The sequence below is a fragment of the Marinomonas sp. THO17 genome (genome assembly GCF_040436405.1).
Lineage (GTDB): Bacteria > Pseudomonadota > Gammaproteobacteria > Pseudomonadales > Marinomonadaceae > Marinomonas.
In genome coordinates this window covers 452,304-470,325 of the sequence record NZ_AP031575.1, presented here as the reverse complement: position 1 = coordinate 470,325, position 18,022 = coordinate 452,304, and the positions used below count along the sequence as shown (strand labels likewise).

Annotated in this window: 17 protein-coding genes and 2 tRNA genes; 7 read left to right on the top strand and 12 right to left on the bottom strand. The window is 41.0% G+C overall.

Going from position 1 to position 18,022, the window contains the following annotated elements:
• Position 1: 1 nt before the first annotated feature.
• Genes ABXS85_RS02210 through ABXS85_RS02200 form a run of 3 tightly spaced genes read right to left on the bottom strand, consistent with a single transcriptional unit; the run spans position 2 to position 5,493 of the window.
• On the bottom strand, positions 2-2,332 hold the full coding sequence (locus ABXS85_RS02210; RefSeq protein ID WP_353668424.1) for a DNA polymerase II: 2,331 nt from the start codon (positions 2,330-2,332) through the stop codon (positions 2-4).
• A gap of 21 nt (positions 2,333-2,353) precedes the next feature.
• Entirely contained in the window at positions 2,354-4,813 is a 2,460-nt protein-coding gene (locus tag ABXS85_RS02205) for an FtsX-like permease family protein (RefSeq protein ID WP_353668423.1), read from the bottom strand.
• Positions 4,810-5,493, bottom strand: a complete 684-nt coding sequence (locus tag ABXS85_RS02200) for an ABC transporter ATP-binding protein (RefSeq protein ID WP_353668422.1) — start codon at positions 5,491-5,493, stop codon at positions 4,810-4,812. The genes ABXS85_RS02205 and ABXS85_RS02200 overlap by 4 nt, the downstream gene beginning before the upstream one ends.
• A gap of 24 nt (positions 5,494-5,517) precedes the next feature.
• On the opposite strand from ABXS85_RS02200, the gene ABXS85_RS02195 reads away from it, so the two are divergent.
• From ABXS85_RS02195 to ABXS85_RS02185, 3 genes are read left to right on the top strand one after another with little or no spacing between them, the layout of a single operon-like run.
• Positions 5,518-6,147: an arylesterase gene (locus ABXS85_RS02195; RefSeq protein ID WP_353668421.1), complete on the top strand. Its 630-nt coding sequence runs from the start codon at positions 5,518-5,520 to the stop codon at positions 6,145-6,147.
• 35 nt (positions 6,148-6,182) lie between these two features.
• The gene (locus tag ABXS85_RS02190) at positions 6,183-7,118 is read left to right on the top strand and encodes a D-2-hydroxyacid dehydrogenase (RefSeq protein ID WP_353668420.1); all 936 of its coding nucleotides are present in this window, start codon (positions 6,183-6,185) and stop codon (positions 7,116-7,118) included.
• Positions 7,118-7,846 carry a pseudouridine synthase gene (locus tag ABXS85_RS02185; protein ID WP_353668419.1) on the top strand — a complete coding sequence of 243 codons (729 nt, stop codon included), beginning with the start codon at positions 7,118-7,120 and terminating at the stop codon, positions 7,844-7,846. Before ABXS85_RS02190 ends, ABXS85_RS02185 begins: the two co-directional genes overlap by 1 nt.
• 53 nt (positions 7,847-7,899) lie before the next feature.
• Here the strand turns inward: ABXS85_RS02185 and ABXS85_RS02180 are convergent, their stop codons facing one another.
• The gene (locus ABXS85_RS02180; RefSeq protein ID WP_353668418.1) at positions 7,900-8,484 is read right to left on the bottom strand and encodes a GNAT family N-acetyltransferase; all 585 of its coding nucleotides are present in this window, start codon (positions 8,482-8,484) and stop codon (positions 7,900-7,902) included.
• A 147-nt stretch (positions 8,485-8,631) separates the two neighbouring features.
• On the opposite strand from ABXS85_RS02180, the gene ABXS85_RS02175 reads away from it, so the two are divergent.
• The 3 genes from ABXS85_RS02175 (at position 8,632) to ABXS85_RS02165 (ending at position 10,546) form a co-directional block, all read left to right on the top strand.
• Complete coding sequence (locus tag ABXS85_RS02175) at positions 8,632-8,976, top strand: translation initiation factor Sui1 (protein WP_353668417.1); 345 nt, start codon at positions 8,632-8,634, stop codon at positions 8,974-8,976.
• A 139-nt stretch (positions 8,977-9,115) separates the two neighbouring features.
• A complete protein-coding gene (locus tag ABXS85_RS02170; RefSeq protein WP_353668416.1) occupies positions 9,116-10,126 on the top strand; it encodes a GGDEF domain-containing protein in 1,011 nt (336 codons plus the stop codon).
• Positions 10,127-10,141: 15 nt separating this feature from the next.
• Positions 10,142-10,546 carry an acyl-CoA thioesterase gene (locus ABXS85_RS02165; protein ID WP_353668415.1) on the top strand — a complete coding sequence of 135 codons (405 nt, stop codon included), beginning with the start codon at positions 10,142-10,144 and terminating at the stop codon, positions 10,544-10,546.
• A 107-nt stretch (positions 10,547-10,653) separates the two neighbouring features.
• Here the strand turns inward: ABXS85_RS02165 and ABXS85_RS02160 are convergent.
• Both ABXS85_RS02160 and ABXS85_RS02155 read right to left on the bottom strand, forming a co-directional pair.
• Positions 10,654-10,741 (bottom strand) — tRNA-Ser (locus ABXS85_RS02160).
• 94 nt (positions 10,742-10,835) lie between these two features.
• Complete coding sequence (locus ABXS85_RS02155) at positions 10,836-11,402, bottom strand: nitroreductase (RefSeq protein WP_353668414.1); 567 nt, start codon at positions 11,400-11,402, stop codon at positions 10,836-10,838.
• Between the two features lie 106 nt (positions 11,403-11,508).
• On the opposite strand from ABXS85_RS02155, the gene ABXS85_RS02150 reads away from it, so the two are divergent.
• Positions 11,509-13,044 (top strand): hypothetical protein, encoded by a 1,536-nt coding sequence (locus ABXS85_RS02150; protein WP_353668413.1) that lies wholly within the window; start codon positions 11,509-11,511, stop codon positions 13,042-13,044.
• Between the two features lies 1 nt (position 13,045).
• Here ABXS85_RS02150 and nadA read toward each other — a convergent pair whose 3' ends face one another.
• The 6 genes from nadA to tolA all read right to left on the bottom strand — a co-directional run bounded on the left by nadA (position 13,046) and on the right by tolA (position 18,021).
• On the bottom strand, positions 13,046-14,095 hold the full coding sequence (nadA, locus tag ABXS85_RS02145; RefSeq protein ID WP_353668412.1) for a quinolinate synthase NadA: 1,050 nt from the start codon (positions 14,093-14,095) through the stop codon (positions 13,046-13,048).
• A gap of 118 nt (positions 14,096-14,213) precedes the next feature.
• Positions 14,214-14,289, bottom strand: a tRNA-Lys gene (locus tag ABXS85_RS02140).
• 41 nt (positions 14,290-14,330) lie between these two features.
• The gene (gene ybgF / locus ABXS85_RS02135; RefSeq protein ID WP_353668411.1) at positions 14,331-15,167 is read right to left on the bottom strand and encodes a tol-pal system protein YbgF; all 837 of its coding nucleotides are present in this window, start codon (positions 15,165-15,167) and stop codon (positions 14,331-14,333) included.
• Complete coding sequence (gene pal / locus ABXS85_RS02130; RefSeq protein ID WP_353668410.1) at positions 15,167-15,742, bottom strand: peptidoglycan-associated lipoprotein Pal; 576 nt, start codon at positions 15,740-15,742, stop codon at positions 15,167-15,169. The genes ybgF and pal overlap by 1 nt, the downstream gene beginning before the upstream one ends.
• 19 nt (positions 15,743-15,761) lie before the next feature.
• Positions 15,762-17,057, bottom strand: a complete 1,296-nt coding sequence (gene tolB / locus ABXS85_RS02125; RefSeq protein WP_353668409.1) for a Tol-Pal system beta propeller repeat protein TolB — start codon at positions 17,055-17,057, stop codon at positions 15,762-15,764.
• Between the two features lies 1 nt (position 17,058).
• Entirely contained in the window at positions 17,059-18,021 is a 963-nt protein-coding gene (tolA, locus tag ABXS85_RS02120) for a cell envelope integrity protein TolA (protein ID WP_353668408.1), read from the bottom strand.
• Position 18,022: the final 1 nt, after the last annotated feature.

Sequence of the window (18,022 nt, the reverse complement as noted above, 5' to 3'; positions counted from 1 at the left end):
CTCAAAGTAAGGAAATTTGCTGAGACAATAAGCTTGTCATGTCTGTCTTAAAAGCCGGTAAAATACTATCAGCGATGGGCAACAACTGTTTTTCTATGTAATGTTCGTAATCAAGATCTGTTAAATCTGCTGTTGTCTCATACGGATACACTCCAGTTGTCTTATGAAGGTAAAACACTCGTTTACGACCTTTATCGTATTCTAACGGTAAGCCTTGTTGTGCGCGTTTTTCGTCTATCATCATGGCAGCACGAACATGGGGTGGCTTATTTTTATGATACTCAGACAAAGGACGACTAAGCTGCTTACTGTAAATAAGCCACGAATCAAACTTTCCTAATCTCAAGTCCTCAACAACCGATTTGATATAGTCTGCTGGATGCTCATCATTAAAAACAATTTCAAATAAATTCTTTTGAAACTCTCGAGCCAGCTTAGTCCAATCGGTTCGAGCTGCTTCTAGACCTTTAAAGACGATCTTATCTTTGGTTTTTCCGGCATATCGTTTTTTACTGCCTTCTTCTTGACCACGTATGGTTGGCATAAAAAAAGCCTGGTAAAGCGTTTCGAACTCTAATTCCAAATAGGAATCTAGATGTGCAAACTCTCGACACCAATGGCGAAGTTTATTATTGATGGATTGACACAAAGCATGTCCTAGTCTTTCTGGATCTTGCGAGTCATCGTTCAACACCACAAACAGCGAATCCGTATCACCGTAGATCACTTGCGCTCCTGTTTCTTCCATCCAATCCTTGGTCCTTTGCAAAATTTCATGACCGCGCATGGTAATGGAACTGGCTAATTCAGCATGATAAAAACGACACACATTAGAACCTAAGACGCCATAAAAAGAGTTCATAATGATTTTTATGGCATAGCTTAGGATATCGTTGTTTTTCGCTTTTGCTTGCTCCCTAGCTTGAGCAAGCTCACCTACTAACTCGGGTAAAATGGCCATATTGGCATTGAACTTAGCGCCGCGATATCCAGGGACCAGGTGTTGATTTTGTGAAAGACTTTGTTGACCACTTATACGCGCTAAAGGGTCAATGTAAAAGGTACGAATAATGCTTGGATAAAGGCTCTTAAAATCAAACACGAGAACGTTTTTATACAAGCCTGGAATCGAATTCATTACAAAGCCACCAGGACTGGCAACGAAAGCTTCATCTCGCCAGGCAGGCCCCACAAATCCCGCTTTATGAAGACGAGGCAGATATAGATTCTCAAAAGCAGCCACCGAGCCTCCAGTTTGCTCTAATGGAATGCCGGTAAGGTCTACTCGTGTTTGCTGAAGCTCGATCAATTTGAGTTTATCGAAAATCCGCCAAACCAAATCACAATCTTGCAGGTTGTAAGCTACAAAAGAGGCTAAATCTTCCTGATGTAAACGCTCAATTTCTTGCCATCGGTCACCGCCATGTAACAACTTGCTATCATCAAGTATTTCCTGACTCACATTGTTTAAGCTATAAGACTCAAAATGATAACCGCCTACTTTAAGTAAAGTAATGCCATCTAATGCAACTCGACCAGGAATGGTGGCAAAAAACTTACCCTGATTCTCCGATGAACGAATGCTCCAGGATTCTCCATTAACACCAAAGGCCGGGCGAATGCCTAGATATTGACAACGTCGGTCAATAAAATTCAAATCAAAGCCAATTAGATTCCAACCGATCAGGATATCCGGGTTATGCTTTTTCATACACTGCATAAAAGCCAGTAACATGCTGCGTTCATCTTGGTAGCATGCCACACCATCAATCTCAGCTTCTTGCTGAGTAACCACAAAAGCCATGCGCAAATCATCACCGATAATACCAATGGATAAAATTTGGTTATGTGTGACAGAGGTTTCAATGTCTAACGACCAGACTTTCCAAGCTGGTTGAAACTCTCCGGCGATGAGCTTGGCATTCCGATAGAGGTTTCCGCCATGTGCTTCTTCGCCAATAAAACGCACTGCGCCACGTATGTTGCGTTCCATCAAATATCGATCTGGTGCTTTTATGTCTTCTTCGTAAACCTGGTAACCAGCTTGCTTAACAAACTGAACTAACTGCTGATGTACTTTTTGGCTTTTACTCTGAATAAGTTGTACGGCTTTGTGCTCAAAAGAAAGCAGTTGACTTGGTAGATAAGTAACGCCAGATATTTTATCGGGTAAAACTTCAAGTGGAATATCACTGAAAAAGCTCAGCAACTGTCTATCTGGAACGACTTTAAGGGTTTTGTCTGAGGTCTTAACAAAAAGGCTCATCTCAATCTGCCCATCTACTTCCTTGGTGTGCCGACTGACGATGTAGCCTTGTTGTTCTTTATACATGAATGCTCTGATTTATTAAGATTAAATATCTCGTAATAGGTGCATGGGTGGCACTCTTAGCACTTTACGGCTAGCGAACACACCTATCGTTAATATCACAATGATACCAATCAGCGGCCCAAACAACCAAAGGTTTAAATGCCAACTGGGTTGACTATTAAACACATAGACTTGCAGGCCATACAGACAAAGCTCTGCACCAAGCGCTGCAATCACTCCGGAGAAAAAGCCCAAGGCGCCAAATTCCACAAAGATAGATTGCCTTACCAGTTGACTCTTAGCGCCAAGTACACGTAACAAGGCCCCTTCTTCAAGTCGCTCTTCCAACGTAGAACGAACACTGGCTAACAAGACCAATGCACCAGCAGCAAGAATACAGAGTAAGACCAACTGAATCGCTTGAGATAACTGTCCAATGATGGTTTGAATCTGCTTCAATACATCTCCTACGTTGAGAATAGAGACTGTAGGGAAGTTGGACATGGCTTTATAAAAACTTTGCGCCTGATCTTCACTCACAAACAGGCTACTTACAAAGTTGGCTGGATAATCTTCTAAGGCTTGCTTAGGTAAAATCAGAAAGAAGTTTGGCTGCATGGATCCCCAATCCACCTCACGAATAGAGGTAATGGGTAAGGTCATAATATTGCCACCTATGTTTATCGTTAGCTCATCGCCTATGCCAAGATCCACTTCTTCAGCCACTCTTTGCTCAATAGACAAACCATTGGCAGAAAAGTCCCCTTCTAGCAGCTTATTGCCTTGCCCTAATTCATCAGACCAAGTCAAATTAAGCTCTCTATCTACTAGTTCAGGTTCACCGCGACCTTCTGGATACAAGTCATCAACGCTTTCACCATTGAGTTCAATAACACGACCACGAACCATTGGATACCAAGACGAATGCGGGATATCCAGTGCTGCAGTGGTTTCATTAATCGCCTCTACCTGATTGCTTTGCACATTAAACACATAATGATTTGGCGCGTCATCTGGCAGCTGTTTTTGCCAATCACTGATCAAGCTAGATTGCACACCAATCAAAATCAAGGTCAACATGATGATCAAGGTGAACACCAAAAGTTGAAATAAATTTGGCAGTAAACGACGATACAAGGAGGCCAAGCCTATCTGCCAACCGCTGGTAGCACCTGAGGTCAAACTGCGACCAAGCTTGAATACACTAAAGCCGAGTAAACCAACAATGAGTCCAATACCAATAATACTCAAGGTCATTACCGTGGGCAGTAAAAAGCCCTTAGTGTAAATACACATCAAAGCGTACATACCCGCAAAACCTAAAGCATAGATAATGGCGGTATTCTGTTCAATTCGTACACTGGGCTGCAGAACCGACAAAGGCGATATCTTGATAAGACGCAGGACCAAAGGTAAACAGAACGCCAGCATGGAAACTAAACCCGTTGCGATACCAAGCCACATACGAGTCACTGAGGGTTCTGGAAGTTGTGTTGACATCAAGCCGGACAACAAGGATGCAATGACTTCTTGTATTACCCAACCAATGGTTAAACCAATGAGTGTACCAATGGTAAATAACAAACTAAGTTGTTGAATAAATGCCCAGCTTAAAAATTTAGGGGTTGCGCCTAAGGTTTTAAGAATGGCAACTTGCATGAGATGTCGTTTCACAAAGCGCGATGAAGCTAATGCCATAGCAATACCTGACATCACAACTGCAAGAGTTCCCGCCAATAAGAGAAAAGATTCCGCTCGCCCTATCGTATCGCCTACTCGCTCACCACGCTGTGTTGGTGTACGCCATCTTTCACCTTCTTGTAGCTGTGGTTGCAGCCAATCGCCATATTCCGTTAAAGCATCTCTATCTCCTGCCATCAACAAAGAATAACGAACACGACTACCAGGAATAATAACTTGTGTTTTATCTAAGTCAGCAGCATTGATTACAGCTCTCGGAGAAATCGCGAAAGCGGATGTCGTAGAACCAGGATCTCGTACCAAAAATTGACTTACGATAAATTCTGCTTCGCCAATCTCCACCTGATCGCCAATATTGACGCCAAGCATGCTTGCCAAACGAGATGACAACCACACTTGACCGGGTTTTGGCGGTTTATCCCAGCTCGCTCCTTGACCGAACAGATTTTGATCCACTAGGTAAGCACCACGTAACGGATAATTGTCCGTTACCGCACTGATTTGAGCTAACTGTAAAGCATCATTGGCGAACATCATGGTGGTAAATGAGGTGCGCTGAGCTTGCTCCAAAGAAAGCTCAGCCGCTTTCTCTTGCCACTCTGCTTTTATCGGTGAATCCGTTCTGACCAGACGATCAGCGGCAAGTAAATTGGCGGATTCTTGCTCAAAAGACAACTGTAAGCGATCTATAAATAGACCAATCGATGTCACAGTACCAACCGAAATGACCAGTGCTGCCAATAAGGTAATTAAATCTCCGCTACGCAAATCACGCAGCATTAAACGTAAAATAAACATCATAGGGATTTTTCCGTTAATTGACCTGCAGACATAACCAGTTGACGATCACACAAATTCGCCAAATCATTATCATGAGTTACCAATACCAAAGTCGTATCTTGTGAATGATTAAGATCAAATAACAAATCAACAATTAACTTACCATTGTCTTCATCAAGATTACCGGTTGGCTCATCAGCAAATAAAATCTTTGGCTGTGAGGCAAAAGCGCGGGCAATGGCAACCCGTTGCTGCTCACCACCAGATAACTGATTGGGGTAATGTGTCAAACGATGCGACAAACCTACTTTGTCCAACAAGGCTTCGGCTTTTGATCGAGCTTCTTTGTCACCTTTGAGTTCGGCGGGCAACATAACATTTTCTATGGCTTGTAAGCTTGGTAGCAAATGAAAAGACTGGAACACAAAACCCACATACTGACCTCGAATAATTGCCCTTTGCTCTTCGTCAAGCTGTGAAAAGGGTTTGTCATAAATGAGTATGTCGCCTGATGTATTGACATCTAAACCCGCTAACAATCCAAGCAAAGTAGACTTGCCTGAGCCAGATGAACCAACAATTGCCACGGACTCACCTTCGTTAATTTCCATATTGATTCCTTTCAATATGGTTAAATTCCCTGTATTTGATGTCACTGTGTGAGTAAGATTACTGACTTTAATTGCCGTTTTATTGCTCATACTTAAATACTCTAAAGGTTGTTTATGTTAGTTAAAATCGCTCAAAATCTTGCAGTTTTGCTGCTTTTATTCAGTCTTAGTGTGCCTGCCAATGCCGCCAATCTACTGGTTATGGGAGACAGTCTCAGTGCTGCCTATAATCTAAGACAACAAGATGGCTGGGTTAGTTTACTAAAAAATCAATTAAATCAATCACACCCTGAAATTAATGTGATCAATGCCAGTGTTAGTGGTGAAACCACTCAGGGTGGTTTGTCGCGTTTGCCCGCATTATTGAATGAATATCAGCCTGATTTTGTTATTCTTGAACTAGGGGCCAATGATGCTTTACGTGGTTACCCTTTGAATCAGACCACACAAAATCTAAAAACCATGATTGAGCAAGCTCAACAGATTGATGCCAAGATATTATTAGTAGGTAATCAAATTCCGCAAAACTATGGTAAACGCTACACCCAGATGTTTTTTAACCTTTATAAGGACATCGCCTCTGAGTATCAAATTGCCTATATGCCTTTTATGCTAAAAGACGTAGCATTAAACAAAGATCTTATGCAGAGTGATGGCCTCCACCCTAACAAAGATGGCCAACCAATCATTTTAAAAAACATACTTCCCTATATCATGACCCTGATAGAGAAAAATAAACAGTAAAGGAAGAATCGGTAGAGGATAAATAAGGAAACTTTATGAAAGCCGTATTTTTGGACCGTGGCTCTTTCCCGCAAGATATTGAAATTGATTTAACTGGCTTGGTTTCAGAGTACGTTGAGTTTCACAACACATCAGAAGATAAAGTTTTGCAGCGGATTGCTGAAGCCGACATAGTGTTAACCAATAAGGTGGTTTTATCTGCAGAGACGGTAAAGCAAGCACACAAACTAAAATTGATTCAAGTAATGGCGACGGGTACCAACAATGTCCCCATGCAAACCTGTCAAGAACTAGGCATAAAAGTACAAAATGTAGAAGGTTATTCTAAAATTAGTGTTCCAGAACATACTTTTGCCATGTTGCTGGCCCTAAGACGTAACCTATTAAGCTACATAACGGATGTTAAGGCTGGTGATTGGTCGCAATCCGAGTTTTTTTGCATGATGGATTATCCTATTAGGGATTTAGCAAGCTCTACTATGGCCATTATCGGCAGTGGCCAACTTGGACAACAAGTTGCTATTTTGGCGAAAGCATTTGGTATGCAGGTCATCTTTGCTGAACGTAAGCAAGCAAAAAACATCCGTGAAGGCTACATGGCTTTTGAGGAAGCAATTCAGCAAGCTGATATAGTCAGTCTGCATTGTCCACTGACCGAAGAAACTCGCAATCTCGTTTCAACCAGAGAATTTGACCTCATGCCATCTCATGCTTTACTCATTAACATGAGTCGTGGCGGCATAGTCGATGAATCCGCTTTAGTGGAAGCTATCCAAAAAAACCAAATTGCAGGTGCTGCGTTTGATGTGTCGGTTGTCGAACCTATGCCATCATCTTCTCCTTTAAATCAATTAAACCAAAACCCTAATTTTTTACTAACACCACATATTGCTTGGGCCAGTGAAGGCGCTATGCGAGAATTGGTTAAACTTGCTATTGCACACATCAGCCATTTTGTGAAACACCAGTAATGACCTTAGACATACTCTACCAAGACGAACACCTAGTTGTCGTTAATAAACCTTCAGGTCTTTTAGTTCATCGTACGCATTTAGCAAAAGGAGAAGAAGACGCCGTCGTACAAAGATTACGAGACCAAACGGGGCAATGGGTTTTCCCTGTTCATCGTTTAGATAGAGCCACATCTGGAGCACTGGTAATGGCGTTTTCCCCTAGTGTGGCACGAGAATTATCTGATCAATTTAGTGATTCAAAAACACAGAAAATCTATCATTGTTTGGTGCGGGGTTTTAGCAATAAAGAAGGTCATATTGATTACCCATTGGCCAAGCTCAATGAACATAAAGGACGCTCACGTTTTAAAATTATAGGTACTGAAAAAAGCGCAGAAACCCGTTATCGACGTCTTCATCGTTATCAAATACCTATTGCAGTGAGTCGTTATGAGGAAATGCGTTTAAGTTGGCTTGAAGTCATACCGAAACAAGGCAGAAAGCACCAAATTCGACGTCATTTTAAACATATTCTTAATCCGCTGGTGGGCGATACTTGCTATGGGTGCCGACATATAAATAAAGCGTTACGAAAAGCTTGGGGAGAGGATTTACGATTGGCACTTCATGCCTCTAAGCTTGAGTTTACACACCCTATCAATCAAGAAAGAATGCAGATTCATGCTCCTCTTCCAGAGGATATACAAGACATGTTTAATAGGTTAGCGCCCTATCAAATTGACTAAAGTGGTGATTACTCTCTGTGTTAAGAGTGATTGAAAGGTATTAACATTCCTGCTCACTCTTGCCTTGATAGGCCGTTTCTCTGATAAGACTGATGTTCAGAAGACTTATAGGCTCCTTCCTTAACCTCAACCAAATCTGACCAGCGAAACACCCAGCCATCTTCAATCTTAGAATGCAAATTGACGGAACTTGGGCAAAATTCGTCGACAAAAAAACCGCAAGATAAAAGTACTCTTATAGAGGGTTTATTGTAGTCACCAACCGTGGCGTAAATTTCTTGAATGCCCTGACTAGACCAAATTAATAACAAATGCTTAAGAGCATATTTGGCAATGCCAAGATTAATAAAGGCTTTATCAAGCCGATACGAAACCTCAATAGAATTGTTTTTATATTCCAAAAATTGTCCATTAAAACGGCCAATGATTTTATCTTCTCCACATGTGACCAGATAGTGTAATTTGGCATTTTTACCACATAAGTCTTTGCGCAATCTTTGCTCACTTGGCGGTGTTGTCCTGTAATGAGGGAAAAATTGCGCAAACCATTCACGATTTTTCGTTTCAAATTGTAAAATTTGATCAATATCTGATAGCTTAGCGAGACGAATTTGAATGAAGTTTTTCATGATCAACATAGGGTTTACAAAGCATACCCTATGATCTTAGACGAGTTAGCTAAATTTTGCTGAAAAATGTTTAATTTTACTTTTATTCACTTAAGTGTAACAGGATAAGTGTTATACTAAGTATCCGTTTTTTATACTAATTTTAATGCTTACCTGATGAAAAAAAGAAACCTAGTTTTTTCTACAGATCAAGGTCGCTTATGTCCTGAATGCGAATCTTCTGTAGACAATTGCCAATGTCAAAATGACTCGATACTTGGTGATGGCAATGTTCGCATCCAGTTGGAAACTAAAGGTCGAAAAGGAAAAGGAGTAACACTTATAACAGGGCTTCCCTTAACAGCGGAACAGTTAAAAACATTAGCAAAAAAACTAAAAGCTCAATGCGGTACCGGTGGTTCGGTAAAAGATGGCAATATCGAAATTCAAGGGGATAATCGCAATAAATTAAAGGATTTATTGGAAAAAGAAGGCTATAAAGCTAAATTTTCGGGTGTTTAATCCGATAAGTATAAAAACTCATATTTCTATCAATTTTTTTAATATCAACATCATCGATATGGCTGAGCGATAGCTCAATAGATGGAATGCCGCCAAGAAAAGAACACTTTAGTGGTGATGAGTCGCAATAGAGGTTTCTATGTTTCAACATAGTACAAAAGAAGCCAACCAGTTAATGAGGTCAGCAATACCATTAATGGTAAAGTTGGACATACCACCAACACCCTACAACTATGGCATTTGGTATCAATACGCATCGAATAGCAACCCTAAATTAAATCAAGTGGTTGATCGCGCCATCCGTCGCTTTGGCAGTCTTCCGGCCTTTGTTTCAAAAGAGCTTTTTAATGAATTCATTATGTCCGAGGACATCAAACAGTCTGATGAACAGCATGCTTCATTGAATCACCTGACTGAAACCCTGTCAGAAGAAAGTGTTTCGATTACTAAAGAATTATCTATTTTCAACCAATCTCTTAAAGATGCCCGTAATGCGCTTAACAACAGTCCTGATCAAAAAAGACTAGAACAAATTGCTACCCTATTGGATCGACGTGCTTTTAAAGCCAATCAAATAGTGGAACAGTTTGGGGAAACCTTAATCCATGCTCAAGATGAGTTGGTTAGACTGCGACAAGAACTGGCCGACGTTAAGAAAAATACTGAGTTGGATCCAATGACCTTACTGTCTAATGAAAAAGGCTTTGAGCGAACTCTTTTTTCATTAGCGCCATTTGCTGAAGATGATTTAACGCTACTATTAATCGAGATTGATGATTTGGCAAATTTCCAACAAGAATACGGTAAGAAAGTTACCGCTTCTTTAATTCTCTATATTGCCAAAGCCCTGACTCAATTTTTGCCAGAGCTTGCTTTTATCTCACGACTTAAAAATGGCAAGTTTGCTGTCATCCTCAAGGAAATGGAGTTGGGAGAAGCCTCTGATTTGGCTGATGCAACTCGACTTCATATTGCACAGCAAAAAATTCGTAATAAAAACGACAATAGCCTACTCAGAAAAGTAACAGCCTCCATTGGAGTTGCCACCTTACTTGGCGATGAAAGCCCTATCGACTTAGTACAAAGAACTCAACATTATTTAACATATGCTCAAAGATCAGGCAAAAATCGAGTCGCACATCACGTATAGAAGGATGATCAATTAATGTCGAACGACAAAAAACACTCTCTTTTATTTGAAGTAAGGGATTATGAATGTGATATGCAAGGCATAGTGAATAATGCTGTTTATCAGAACTACCTTGAGCATGCTCGTCATACTTTTATCAAGACTAAAGGATTAGACTTTGCTGAAATCACCGAGCAAGGTATTAATTTGGTTTTAATAAAAGGCGAATTGGATTACAAACGGTCTTTACGAAGTGGCGATGTCTTTGAGATCCTTACCCGAGCAGAAAAGGTATCTAAATTAAAATTTGCTTTCTTTCAAACCATTATTCGACAAGCGGATCAGCAAATTGTACTGGAAGCCAAAATGACCATCGCCTCTACCAATCAAGCAGGCAAACCTGTGATTTTTGATCAAGCACATAAACTCTTTGATGAATGAAACACAAAAACATATTTTGCAGGCATAAAAAGACCCCCAATAATTGGTGTCCAACTATTGGGGGTCACTTCATAGTAGCGGTTTTTTTATATCGATTTAAGCGATTATGGCGGTGAGCAAGAGATTCGAACTCTTGATGCCTTTCGACATACACACTTTCCAGGCGTGCTCCTTCGGCCACTCGGACAGCTCACCAAAACAGGTCTGTTACCTACTGGATAACAAGTGCGCATATATTAGTGATGCAGCTGTCATTTTGCAACTTGTTTTTAGGATTTGTTGTTAAAAATTAATCCCTTACCCAACTAAGACGTTCTTCTAAATGAGTTTCCTGAACCACTTTTTCGGCATCTTTTGGTGTGCCAACATAAATTAAACCCACAATTTGATCATTGCCTTGCAATTGAAGCAAATCTTTTGTTTTTTGCGTGAAACAGGCAGGCCCACTGCGCCACATGCCTCCATAACCTAGTGCATTTAAACCCAACAATACCTGCTGGGCAGCAGCAGATGTCGCCATAACCTGTTCAATAGCAGGTACTTTTGGGTGCTCTTGGATGCTGGCATAGACTAATAATACAGCGGGAGCTCGAAACGCTTTATTAATAAAGGATTCACGTTTATTGTCTGGTAAATCAGGCACTTCAGCTAGTGCATGCTGCCAATATATTTCACCTAACTTATTACGCCCTTCTGCTTCATAAATCCGATACCGCCACGGTTTCAGGTTGCCATGATCAGCAGCACGGCTGGCCGCGTCTAAAATATCTCGCCATTCATTTTCACTTGGTGCTGGCGAGGTTAAAGCAGGTTGAGATACACGATTACGTATGAAGGTTAAAAAATCTTTACTCATAGAAAGCAGCTTTCCTTTAAACTATGCTCATAAGAATCATATTAGTTTATCAAGTATCAAACGTTAATGATAATGGATATCAGATAAAATTGCGTTGGGAGTGCTTATGTCAAAGTGGTTAATTTGGACAATACTTGAAATCACCACAGTTTTGCTTGTAGCAAATCTGGTGTTCATATGGCTTAACAAATCAGTAAAAAATAAAATCGCTCAAGCCGATTCTGAAGAACAAACCTTAGATAGTAAGATCACAGAAACCAATGATACAAACTCGAAGGATACGCCATCAGAAGATTTATCCTATAAGGCTTTTGCGCAATTTCTCGATAAACAAATTAGCCATGCCGCTGCATCAATCAATCCTGACGCTATGGAGCCAAATCAAATAACCACCTTAAAAATATGGGGCACCGTCTTGCAAGCTGAAAGAGCCATTGTACTGAATCAAGTCAGCAATAAACCTAAACCTATTCTCGCCCGTTTTTTATCTAGCTTATTATATGCACTTACCACGCCCAAGCTACAAACTTCAGACCCTGAAGAGCTGCATAAAAATCTTAAGCAAATGGAAGAAGAGTTCTATCAGACCTCTGAATCCCTTATTACAAAAGAAACATTATCTAAGAATCAACATAAACTGAACGAGGATTTACGTAAGAGTATTGACAATGCCGCCGCTAAATTACAAAAACTGAACGTTAAAAGAAACGAACAACAACGTCTTCAGAAAGAAGCTGACGCCCTAAAAAAACGCATTGAAAGGTTAGAAGAATTGCAAGATGATGCTGTTGAGCACACATCCAACATATCCACTAAGCTGAATCAAAATGAACGTCAAAAAGAGCCAAATCGCACCTCTTCTTACAAACAAATCATGTCGTTAAATAGTTTAGCGGACAGACAAAAACTCGTCATAGAACAACTGCGTAGTGAGTTAGAATACGCCAAACAACACCAGGCCTCAGATAAAACCCTCGAATCTCAAAAAGTAGCCGTGGCAAAATTAGAACGAATGTCTGAAGAATCGAACAGCTTAGTATTGCAACTTGAAAATGAATTACAAAACTCCGACCTTTCTATCGAAGCTTTACGACAAAACATCTCCGATAAAGATCAACGTTTAGCTGAAATGGAACAACAATTATCAAATAAAAATCAAACCGCAGTTGGCAATTTACAAAGCCTTGCTGGCAGTAAAAAAGAAACGCTTGGTTCATTAATAGATGATTTGAGTGACGCCATGGCCGCCGATAACAATTCTGAAAATCTAATGCAACAGGAAAAAGACACTCAAGCACTTGAAAGACTGTTACAAGAATCAGAAACTTGCGTTACCTTGCTGGCTCAAGAGTTGGAAATGGCGGAAGAAAAAAATAATGAATTAAAACAACAGGTAGATGCAATCATTTTGCAAAATCCAGATTTTGGTTCCCAATCTATTCCTTTAAAGCAAGAAAAAGAGAGAAATCGGAAATTAGTCCAAGCGACAGCTCAGCTCAAAGAGCAATTGAATACCCATATATCGGAAAATGATTACCAAGAATTAAGGGTTAGTTTTAATAAAAAGAGCTTAGAATACGACAGATTGCAACTGGCGTACTCTGACTTAGAAATGAAATATCTGGCGACCTTAAACAAATAACTTAAGCGGGCTTATTAAAGTCCAACATACGTTGCAATGGAATCAAAGCTTGATCGCGTAATTCAGTTGAAACATGTATTTCACCAGACATGTTTCTTAATGAATCCCTAAGCAGCTCAAGGCTATTTAAAGCCATCCAAGGGCAATGGGCACAACTACGACAATTTGCGCCAGAACCTGCAGTAGGTGCTTCCACAAAACGCTTTTCAGGCGAAGCCTGCTTCATCTTGTAAAAGATACCTCGGTCTGTGGCAACAATGAAGGTACTATTATTCATACTCTTTGAAGCATTCAGCAATTGTGATGTAGAGCCAACGACATCTGCAACTTCAACAACGGCTTCTGGTGACTCTGGATGCACTAATACAGCTGCGTCTGGATAAATGCTTTTAAGATCTAAAATACCTTTCGCTTTAAACTCTTCATGAACAATACAAGCACCGTCCCAAAGAATCATATCCGCGCCGGTTTCACGCTGAATGTAGCCTCCCAGATGCTGATCGGGAGCCCAAATAATTTTCTCTCCCTGATCAACCAAGTGATTGACGACATCAAGTGCAATACTAGAAGTAACAACCCAATCTGCTCGAGCCTTTACCGCAGCAGATGTATTGGCATATACCACCACAGTACGATCTGGGTGCTGATCACAAAAAGAAGAAAATTCATCAATTGGGCAGCCAATATCCAAAGAACAGGTAGCTTCCAAAGTAGGCATTAAAATGGTCTTTTCAGGGCTGAGAATCTTAGCGGTCTCGCCCATAAACTTTACACCAGCAACCACCAAGGTCTGTGCTGAATGATTGGCTCCGAAACGAGCCATTTCCAATGAATCCGCAATAATACCGCCAGTTTCTTCGGCTAATTCTTGAATGGCATCATCCGTATAATAATGCGCCACTAAAACCGCTTGCTTCTCTTTAAGGAGTTGTTTGATCTCTTGGCGAAGCGACTCATTATCTACAGCAGGAACCTCAAGCTGCTTTTCAGCATCGGCTAAATATTTTTGCACTGTACTTCTAAGAGCGGCTTTGGTGGAAGTATCAAACATAATATTACCCCTACTAAAACTGGGCGAGGAAAAAGTATGGCTAGTAGATCGAATGGAAAATCCATTTGGTCCTAATATGACAAAATAGAATAAAGTTAGCCATTGTAAAAGATAATATTGGTGGGTCGTACTGGATTCGAACCAGTGACCAATTGATTAAAAGTCAACTGCTCTACCAACTGAGCTAACGACCCAACGGGTTGCGTATGATACAGGGCCCGTTGGGAAATGCAAGTTATTTAATTTTACCTAAATAACCGGCGGCTAACTTAGCCGTTTTACTGTTTGGAAAGCGCTTAATAACGTCTTGTAGATAAGCTTTTGCTTGCTCACTGTTACCCAATTGGTCATTTACAGTTCCCAGTTTATACAAAGCATCTTTTTCTTTACCATGCCCAGGAAATTTTTGAATAACTGTGGTAAAAGCGGTCAAGGCTTCTTGAGCCTTACCCTGTACTAGCTTCACCTCGCCTAACCAATAATAGCCATTGCCCGTTAATGTATTGCTAGGATAGTCCATAACAAACTGAGTCAAAGCCACGTCCGCTTGCGCAAATTCACGTTCGCGAATAAGGTTGTAAGCATTTGCGTATGCTTCTTTAGCCTGTTCAGAAGGAGCAGACAAAGGCACAGGTGCTAATGGCGTACTTGGCAAGTTAGCGGTTGGTGTTGCGACTGGTGTTGATTGAGGTTGTGATCCTGCAGGCACAACATCAGACGGCACACTTTCTGTCTGCGTAACCGGTATCACAGCAGAAGGCATAGAGGGAGTAATAGTAGGAGCAGCTTGTTTATTTACTGAAGCAGACATGAGCAATGAAATACGCTTATCAAGATCAATATAGCGATCTCGTTGACTTTGTTTCATTAACTTAAGTTCATGACCTTGTTGCTCAAGCATACCTCGAAGGGTCTGAACTTCTTGTTGAAGAGTCTCTAACTGAAATAACAAGTCCGCTGCGGCACTTGGAGATAAACCTCCGGCAGATTGGCTAGATTCAGACAAAGCCAGTGGCGCTGCCAAAGACAGCACCACTGCTAAAGAGCGAATCTTTATGTCTTTGCCGTTCATTATTCGTAACGAACTTCAACACGACGGTTTAATTGCCAAGCCTCAGCATCATGACCAAAAGCAACTGGCACTTCTTCACCAAAACTTACCGTTTCGATTTGAGAAGCAGCAACGCCTTGGATAGTTAGGTAACGGCTAACCGCTTTAGCACGACGCTCACCCAGTGCCATGTTGTACTCGCGCGTACCACGCTCATCAGCATGACCTTCAAGAACAACGCTTGCATCAGGATTTGCCACTAGAAACTCAGCGTGTTTCGCCAAGGCTTCACGAGCTTCTGGACGGACAATTGATTTATCAAAGTCGAAGTAGAATACAGTGTCAACACCAGCAAGCGGATCAACCATTGTATCTTCAGCGGACTCTTCAACGATAACACTTGTTACAGCGCCGTCTTCATCAGCACCAAAAGATTGGTCTGAAGAGCCAGTAGCGGAATCATCAACTTGCTCAGTTGTCGTTCCGTCTTCAGCTACAGTAGAAGAATCAGTATCTGTTGCTGTTGTACTACAGCCTGCTAGCCACGCAGCAGACAACCCAATTACAGCAAACTTACCTAGTTTGTTTACACTCATTATTCACTCCTCAATGTCTTTATTTGAAATACGGGGACCAAGATGGCTCTCGTACATCACCGTCTGCTGATGGTAACCTATATTTAACAAGTCCATCAACGGATACTACGGCTAAGATACCCTTTCCTTGATAGGTTGTGGCATATATCACCATACTGCCATTTGGTGCAATACTTGGTGATTCGTCTAAGTAAGTCTCTGTCAGAATTTGCACTCGGCCAGTCTTCATATCCTGTAACGCAATATGATAATTGCCATCATTTTTCTGAACAGTAACAAGATAACGTCCATCCGGTGTCATTCTTGCTCGTGTATTCAAGTCACCTTCGAATGTTACCCTTTCCACACGCTTACTATCTACATCCAATCGATAAATCTGCGGGTTCCCCCCTCGATCTGATGTGAAAACTATTCCTTTACCATCAGGCTCCCAACTCGGTTCTGTATCGATTGCATAATGGTTTGTCATACGTTCGAGTTTTTGTGTTTCAATATCGAGCGTATAAATTTCTGGATTATTATCCTTAGATAACACAATAGCCAGTTTCTTTCCATCTGGTGACCAAGCTGGCGCACCGTTTAAGCCTCTAAATTGTGCGATTTGCTGACGTGTCCCAGAAGCTAATTCTTGTATAAAAATATTAGGGCGTCTATTGCGAAACATAACATAAGCAATTTTCTTGCCGTCACCACTCCACGATGGCGATAAAATAGGCTCTTTTGATTCCACAACAATCTGGGGTCTATGTCCATCCGCATCAGCAACCTGTAATCGATAAGTTGGTGCACTGCGATCACCGTCCGCTGTAACATATAAAATTCTAGTACTAAATGCACCACGAGAACCTGTTAATAATTCGTAAATTTTATCACTAATATAATGTGCTGCATCACGGAAGTTATTAACGCCAACATCGATGGAAGCATGTTTCTCAACGGGTTCTTGACTTAATACATTCAATAATTCAAAGCCAATTCTATAATTATTATTTGGCAGTTTTCTCACTGAACCAATAACAACGTAATCACTCTTTAGCAAACGCCAGTCCCGATAGAAAACATCTTCTTCTTTGCTTGGCATACTTAACATATTACTGCGAGGAATAGCTTGAAACAATCCACTTCTGGATAAATCATCTTGAATTATTTGTGCGATATCTTCTGGTAACGCATCTACACCATCATATCCAAAAGGTACAATCGCGATAGGCAGCAATTGATCTGCCCCACTGGTAATTTCGATCACTAACTGGGCTTTTGCTGTATTTAGCATGACACAAAATAAAAAGATAGCAGCTAAGCTTTTATTAAACATATTAGTTTCTCAAGTCTTGCGGGTTAAATATTAAATCTACTTGTCTAAAGTTACGCTCAAAAATATACGAATCCACATCAGACAACTCTTCTATGCGTTGCACTCGATAAACAGCATTTAAAGCATTTCGGTCAAATATGGCATCACCACTGCTTCGCATTACCTGAGCACTCATAACTTCCCCGTTAGGTAAGAAAAAAATGCGTAATTCCGTTTTCATTCCATTACGTGCACTTGGAGGTCTAATCCAAGCAGCGGTAACACGAGCATTAATTAAATCACTCATTGACTGAACCATCTGAGCTTCATCTGCTGCACGACGTTTAGCTTCCTCTTCAGCAGCGGCTTGACGTGCAGCCTCTTGCTCTGCTTTCTTCTGCGCTGCAATGCGAGCCGCTTCTTCTTGGCGCTTGCGCTCTTGTTCTGCCAACCTATCGGCCTCAGCTTGACGAACTAAAGCCTCTTCACGACGTTTTTGTTCTTCTACTCGTTTAACTTCTTCCTGTCGCTTTTGTTCCGCTATGCGTTTTTGTTCTTCAAGACGTTTTTTCTCAGCTTCTTGGGCAATACGCTTCTGCTCCAAAGCTTTCCTTTCCGCTTCTTGACGTTGCTTTGCTGCGGCTTGTTCTTTTAAACGCTTAGCTTGCGCAACTTGCTTTTGCTTTTCTTCCAAAGCTTTACGAGCCACTTCTCTTTGTCTTGCTTGCTCTGCTGCTTCTTTGCGTTTTTTTTCTGCCAAGGCTGCAGCACGCTTTTCTGCCGCCCTTTGTTCTGCTTCTCGCCGACCAATAATGGTGTCTGAAACATCAATAATTTTAGCGTTTACAATGACAGGTTGCTTAGGCTCTTTACGCTCACTAGTACCAAAACCAACTGCGAAAAAAGCCGCCAAAACAACGCCAGTATGAAGTACTAAAGCCAATACTATAGGAAGACTGTAACTGTCACTGCGTAACCACTTCATA

Coding starts and splice junctions, on each gene's coding strand:
- ABXS85_RS02210 (WP_353668424.1), bottom strand. CDS start 2,332: ATGTATAAAGAACAACAAGGCTACATCGTCAGTCGGCACACCAAGGAA.
- ABXS85_RS02205 (WP_353668423.1), bottom strand. CDS start 4,813: ATGATGTTTATTTTACGTTTAATGCTGCGTGATTTGCGTAGCGGAGAT.
- ABXS85_RS02200 (WP_353668422.1), bottom strand. CDS start 5,493: ATGAGCAATAAAACGGCAATTAAAGTCAGTAATCTTACTCACACAGTG.
- ABXS85_RS02195 (WP_353668421.1), top strand. CDS start 5,518: ATGTTAGTTAAAATCGCTCAAAATCTTGCAGTTTTGCTGCTTTTATTC.
- ABXS85_RS02190 (WP_353668420.1), top strand. CDS start 6,183: ATGAAAGCCGTATTTTTGGACCGTGGCTCTTTCCCGCAAGATATTGAA.
- ABXS85_RS02185 (WP_353668419.1), top strand. CDS start 7,118: ATGACCTTAGACATACTCTACCAAGACGAACACCTAGTTGTCGTTAAT.
- ABXS85_RS02180 (WP_353668418.1), bottom strand. CDS start 8,484: ATGTTGATCATGAAAAACTTCATTCAAATTCGTCTCGCTAAGCTATCA.
- ABXS85_RS02175 (WP_353668417.1), top strand. CDS start 8,632: ATGAAAAAAAGAAACCTAGTTTTTTCTACAGATCAAGGTCGCTTATGT.
- ABXS85_RS02170 (WP_353668416.1), top strand. CDS start 9,116: ATGTTTCAACATAGTACAAAAGAAGCCAACCAGTTAATGAGGTCAGCA.
- ABXS85_RS02165 (WP_353668415.1), top strand. CDS start 10,142: ATGTCGAACGACAAAAAACACTCTCTTTTATTTGAAGTAAGGGATTAT.
- ABXS85_RS02155 (WP_353668414.1), bottom strand. CDS start 11,402: ATGAGTAAAGATTTTTTAACCTTCATACGTAATCGTGTATCTCAACCT.
- ABXS85_RS02150 (WP_353668413.1), top strand. CDS start 11,509: ATGTCAAAGTGGTTAATTTGGACAATACTTGAAATCACCACAGTTTTG.
- nadA (WP_353668412.1), bottom strand. CDS start 14,095: ATGTTTGATACTTCCACCAAAGCCGCTCTTAGAAGTACAGTGCAAAAA.
- ybgF (WP_353668411.1), bottom strand. CDS start 15,167: ATGAACGGCAAAGACATAAAGATTCGCTCTTTAGCAGTGGTGCTGTCT.
- pal (WP_353668410.1), bottom strand. CDS start 15,742: ATGAGTGTAAACAAACTAGGTAAGTTTGCTGTAATTGGGTTGTCTGCT.
- tolB (WP_353668409.1), bottom strand. CDS start 17,057: ATGTTTAATAAAAGCTTAGCTGCTATCTTTTTATTTTGTGTCATGCTA.
- tolA (WP_353668408.1), bottom strand. CDS start 18,021: ATGAAGTGGTTACGCAGTGACAGTTACAGTCTTCCTATAGTATTGGCT.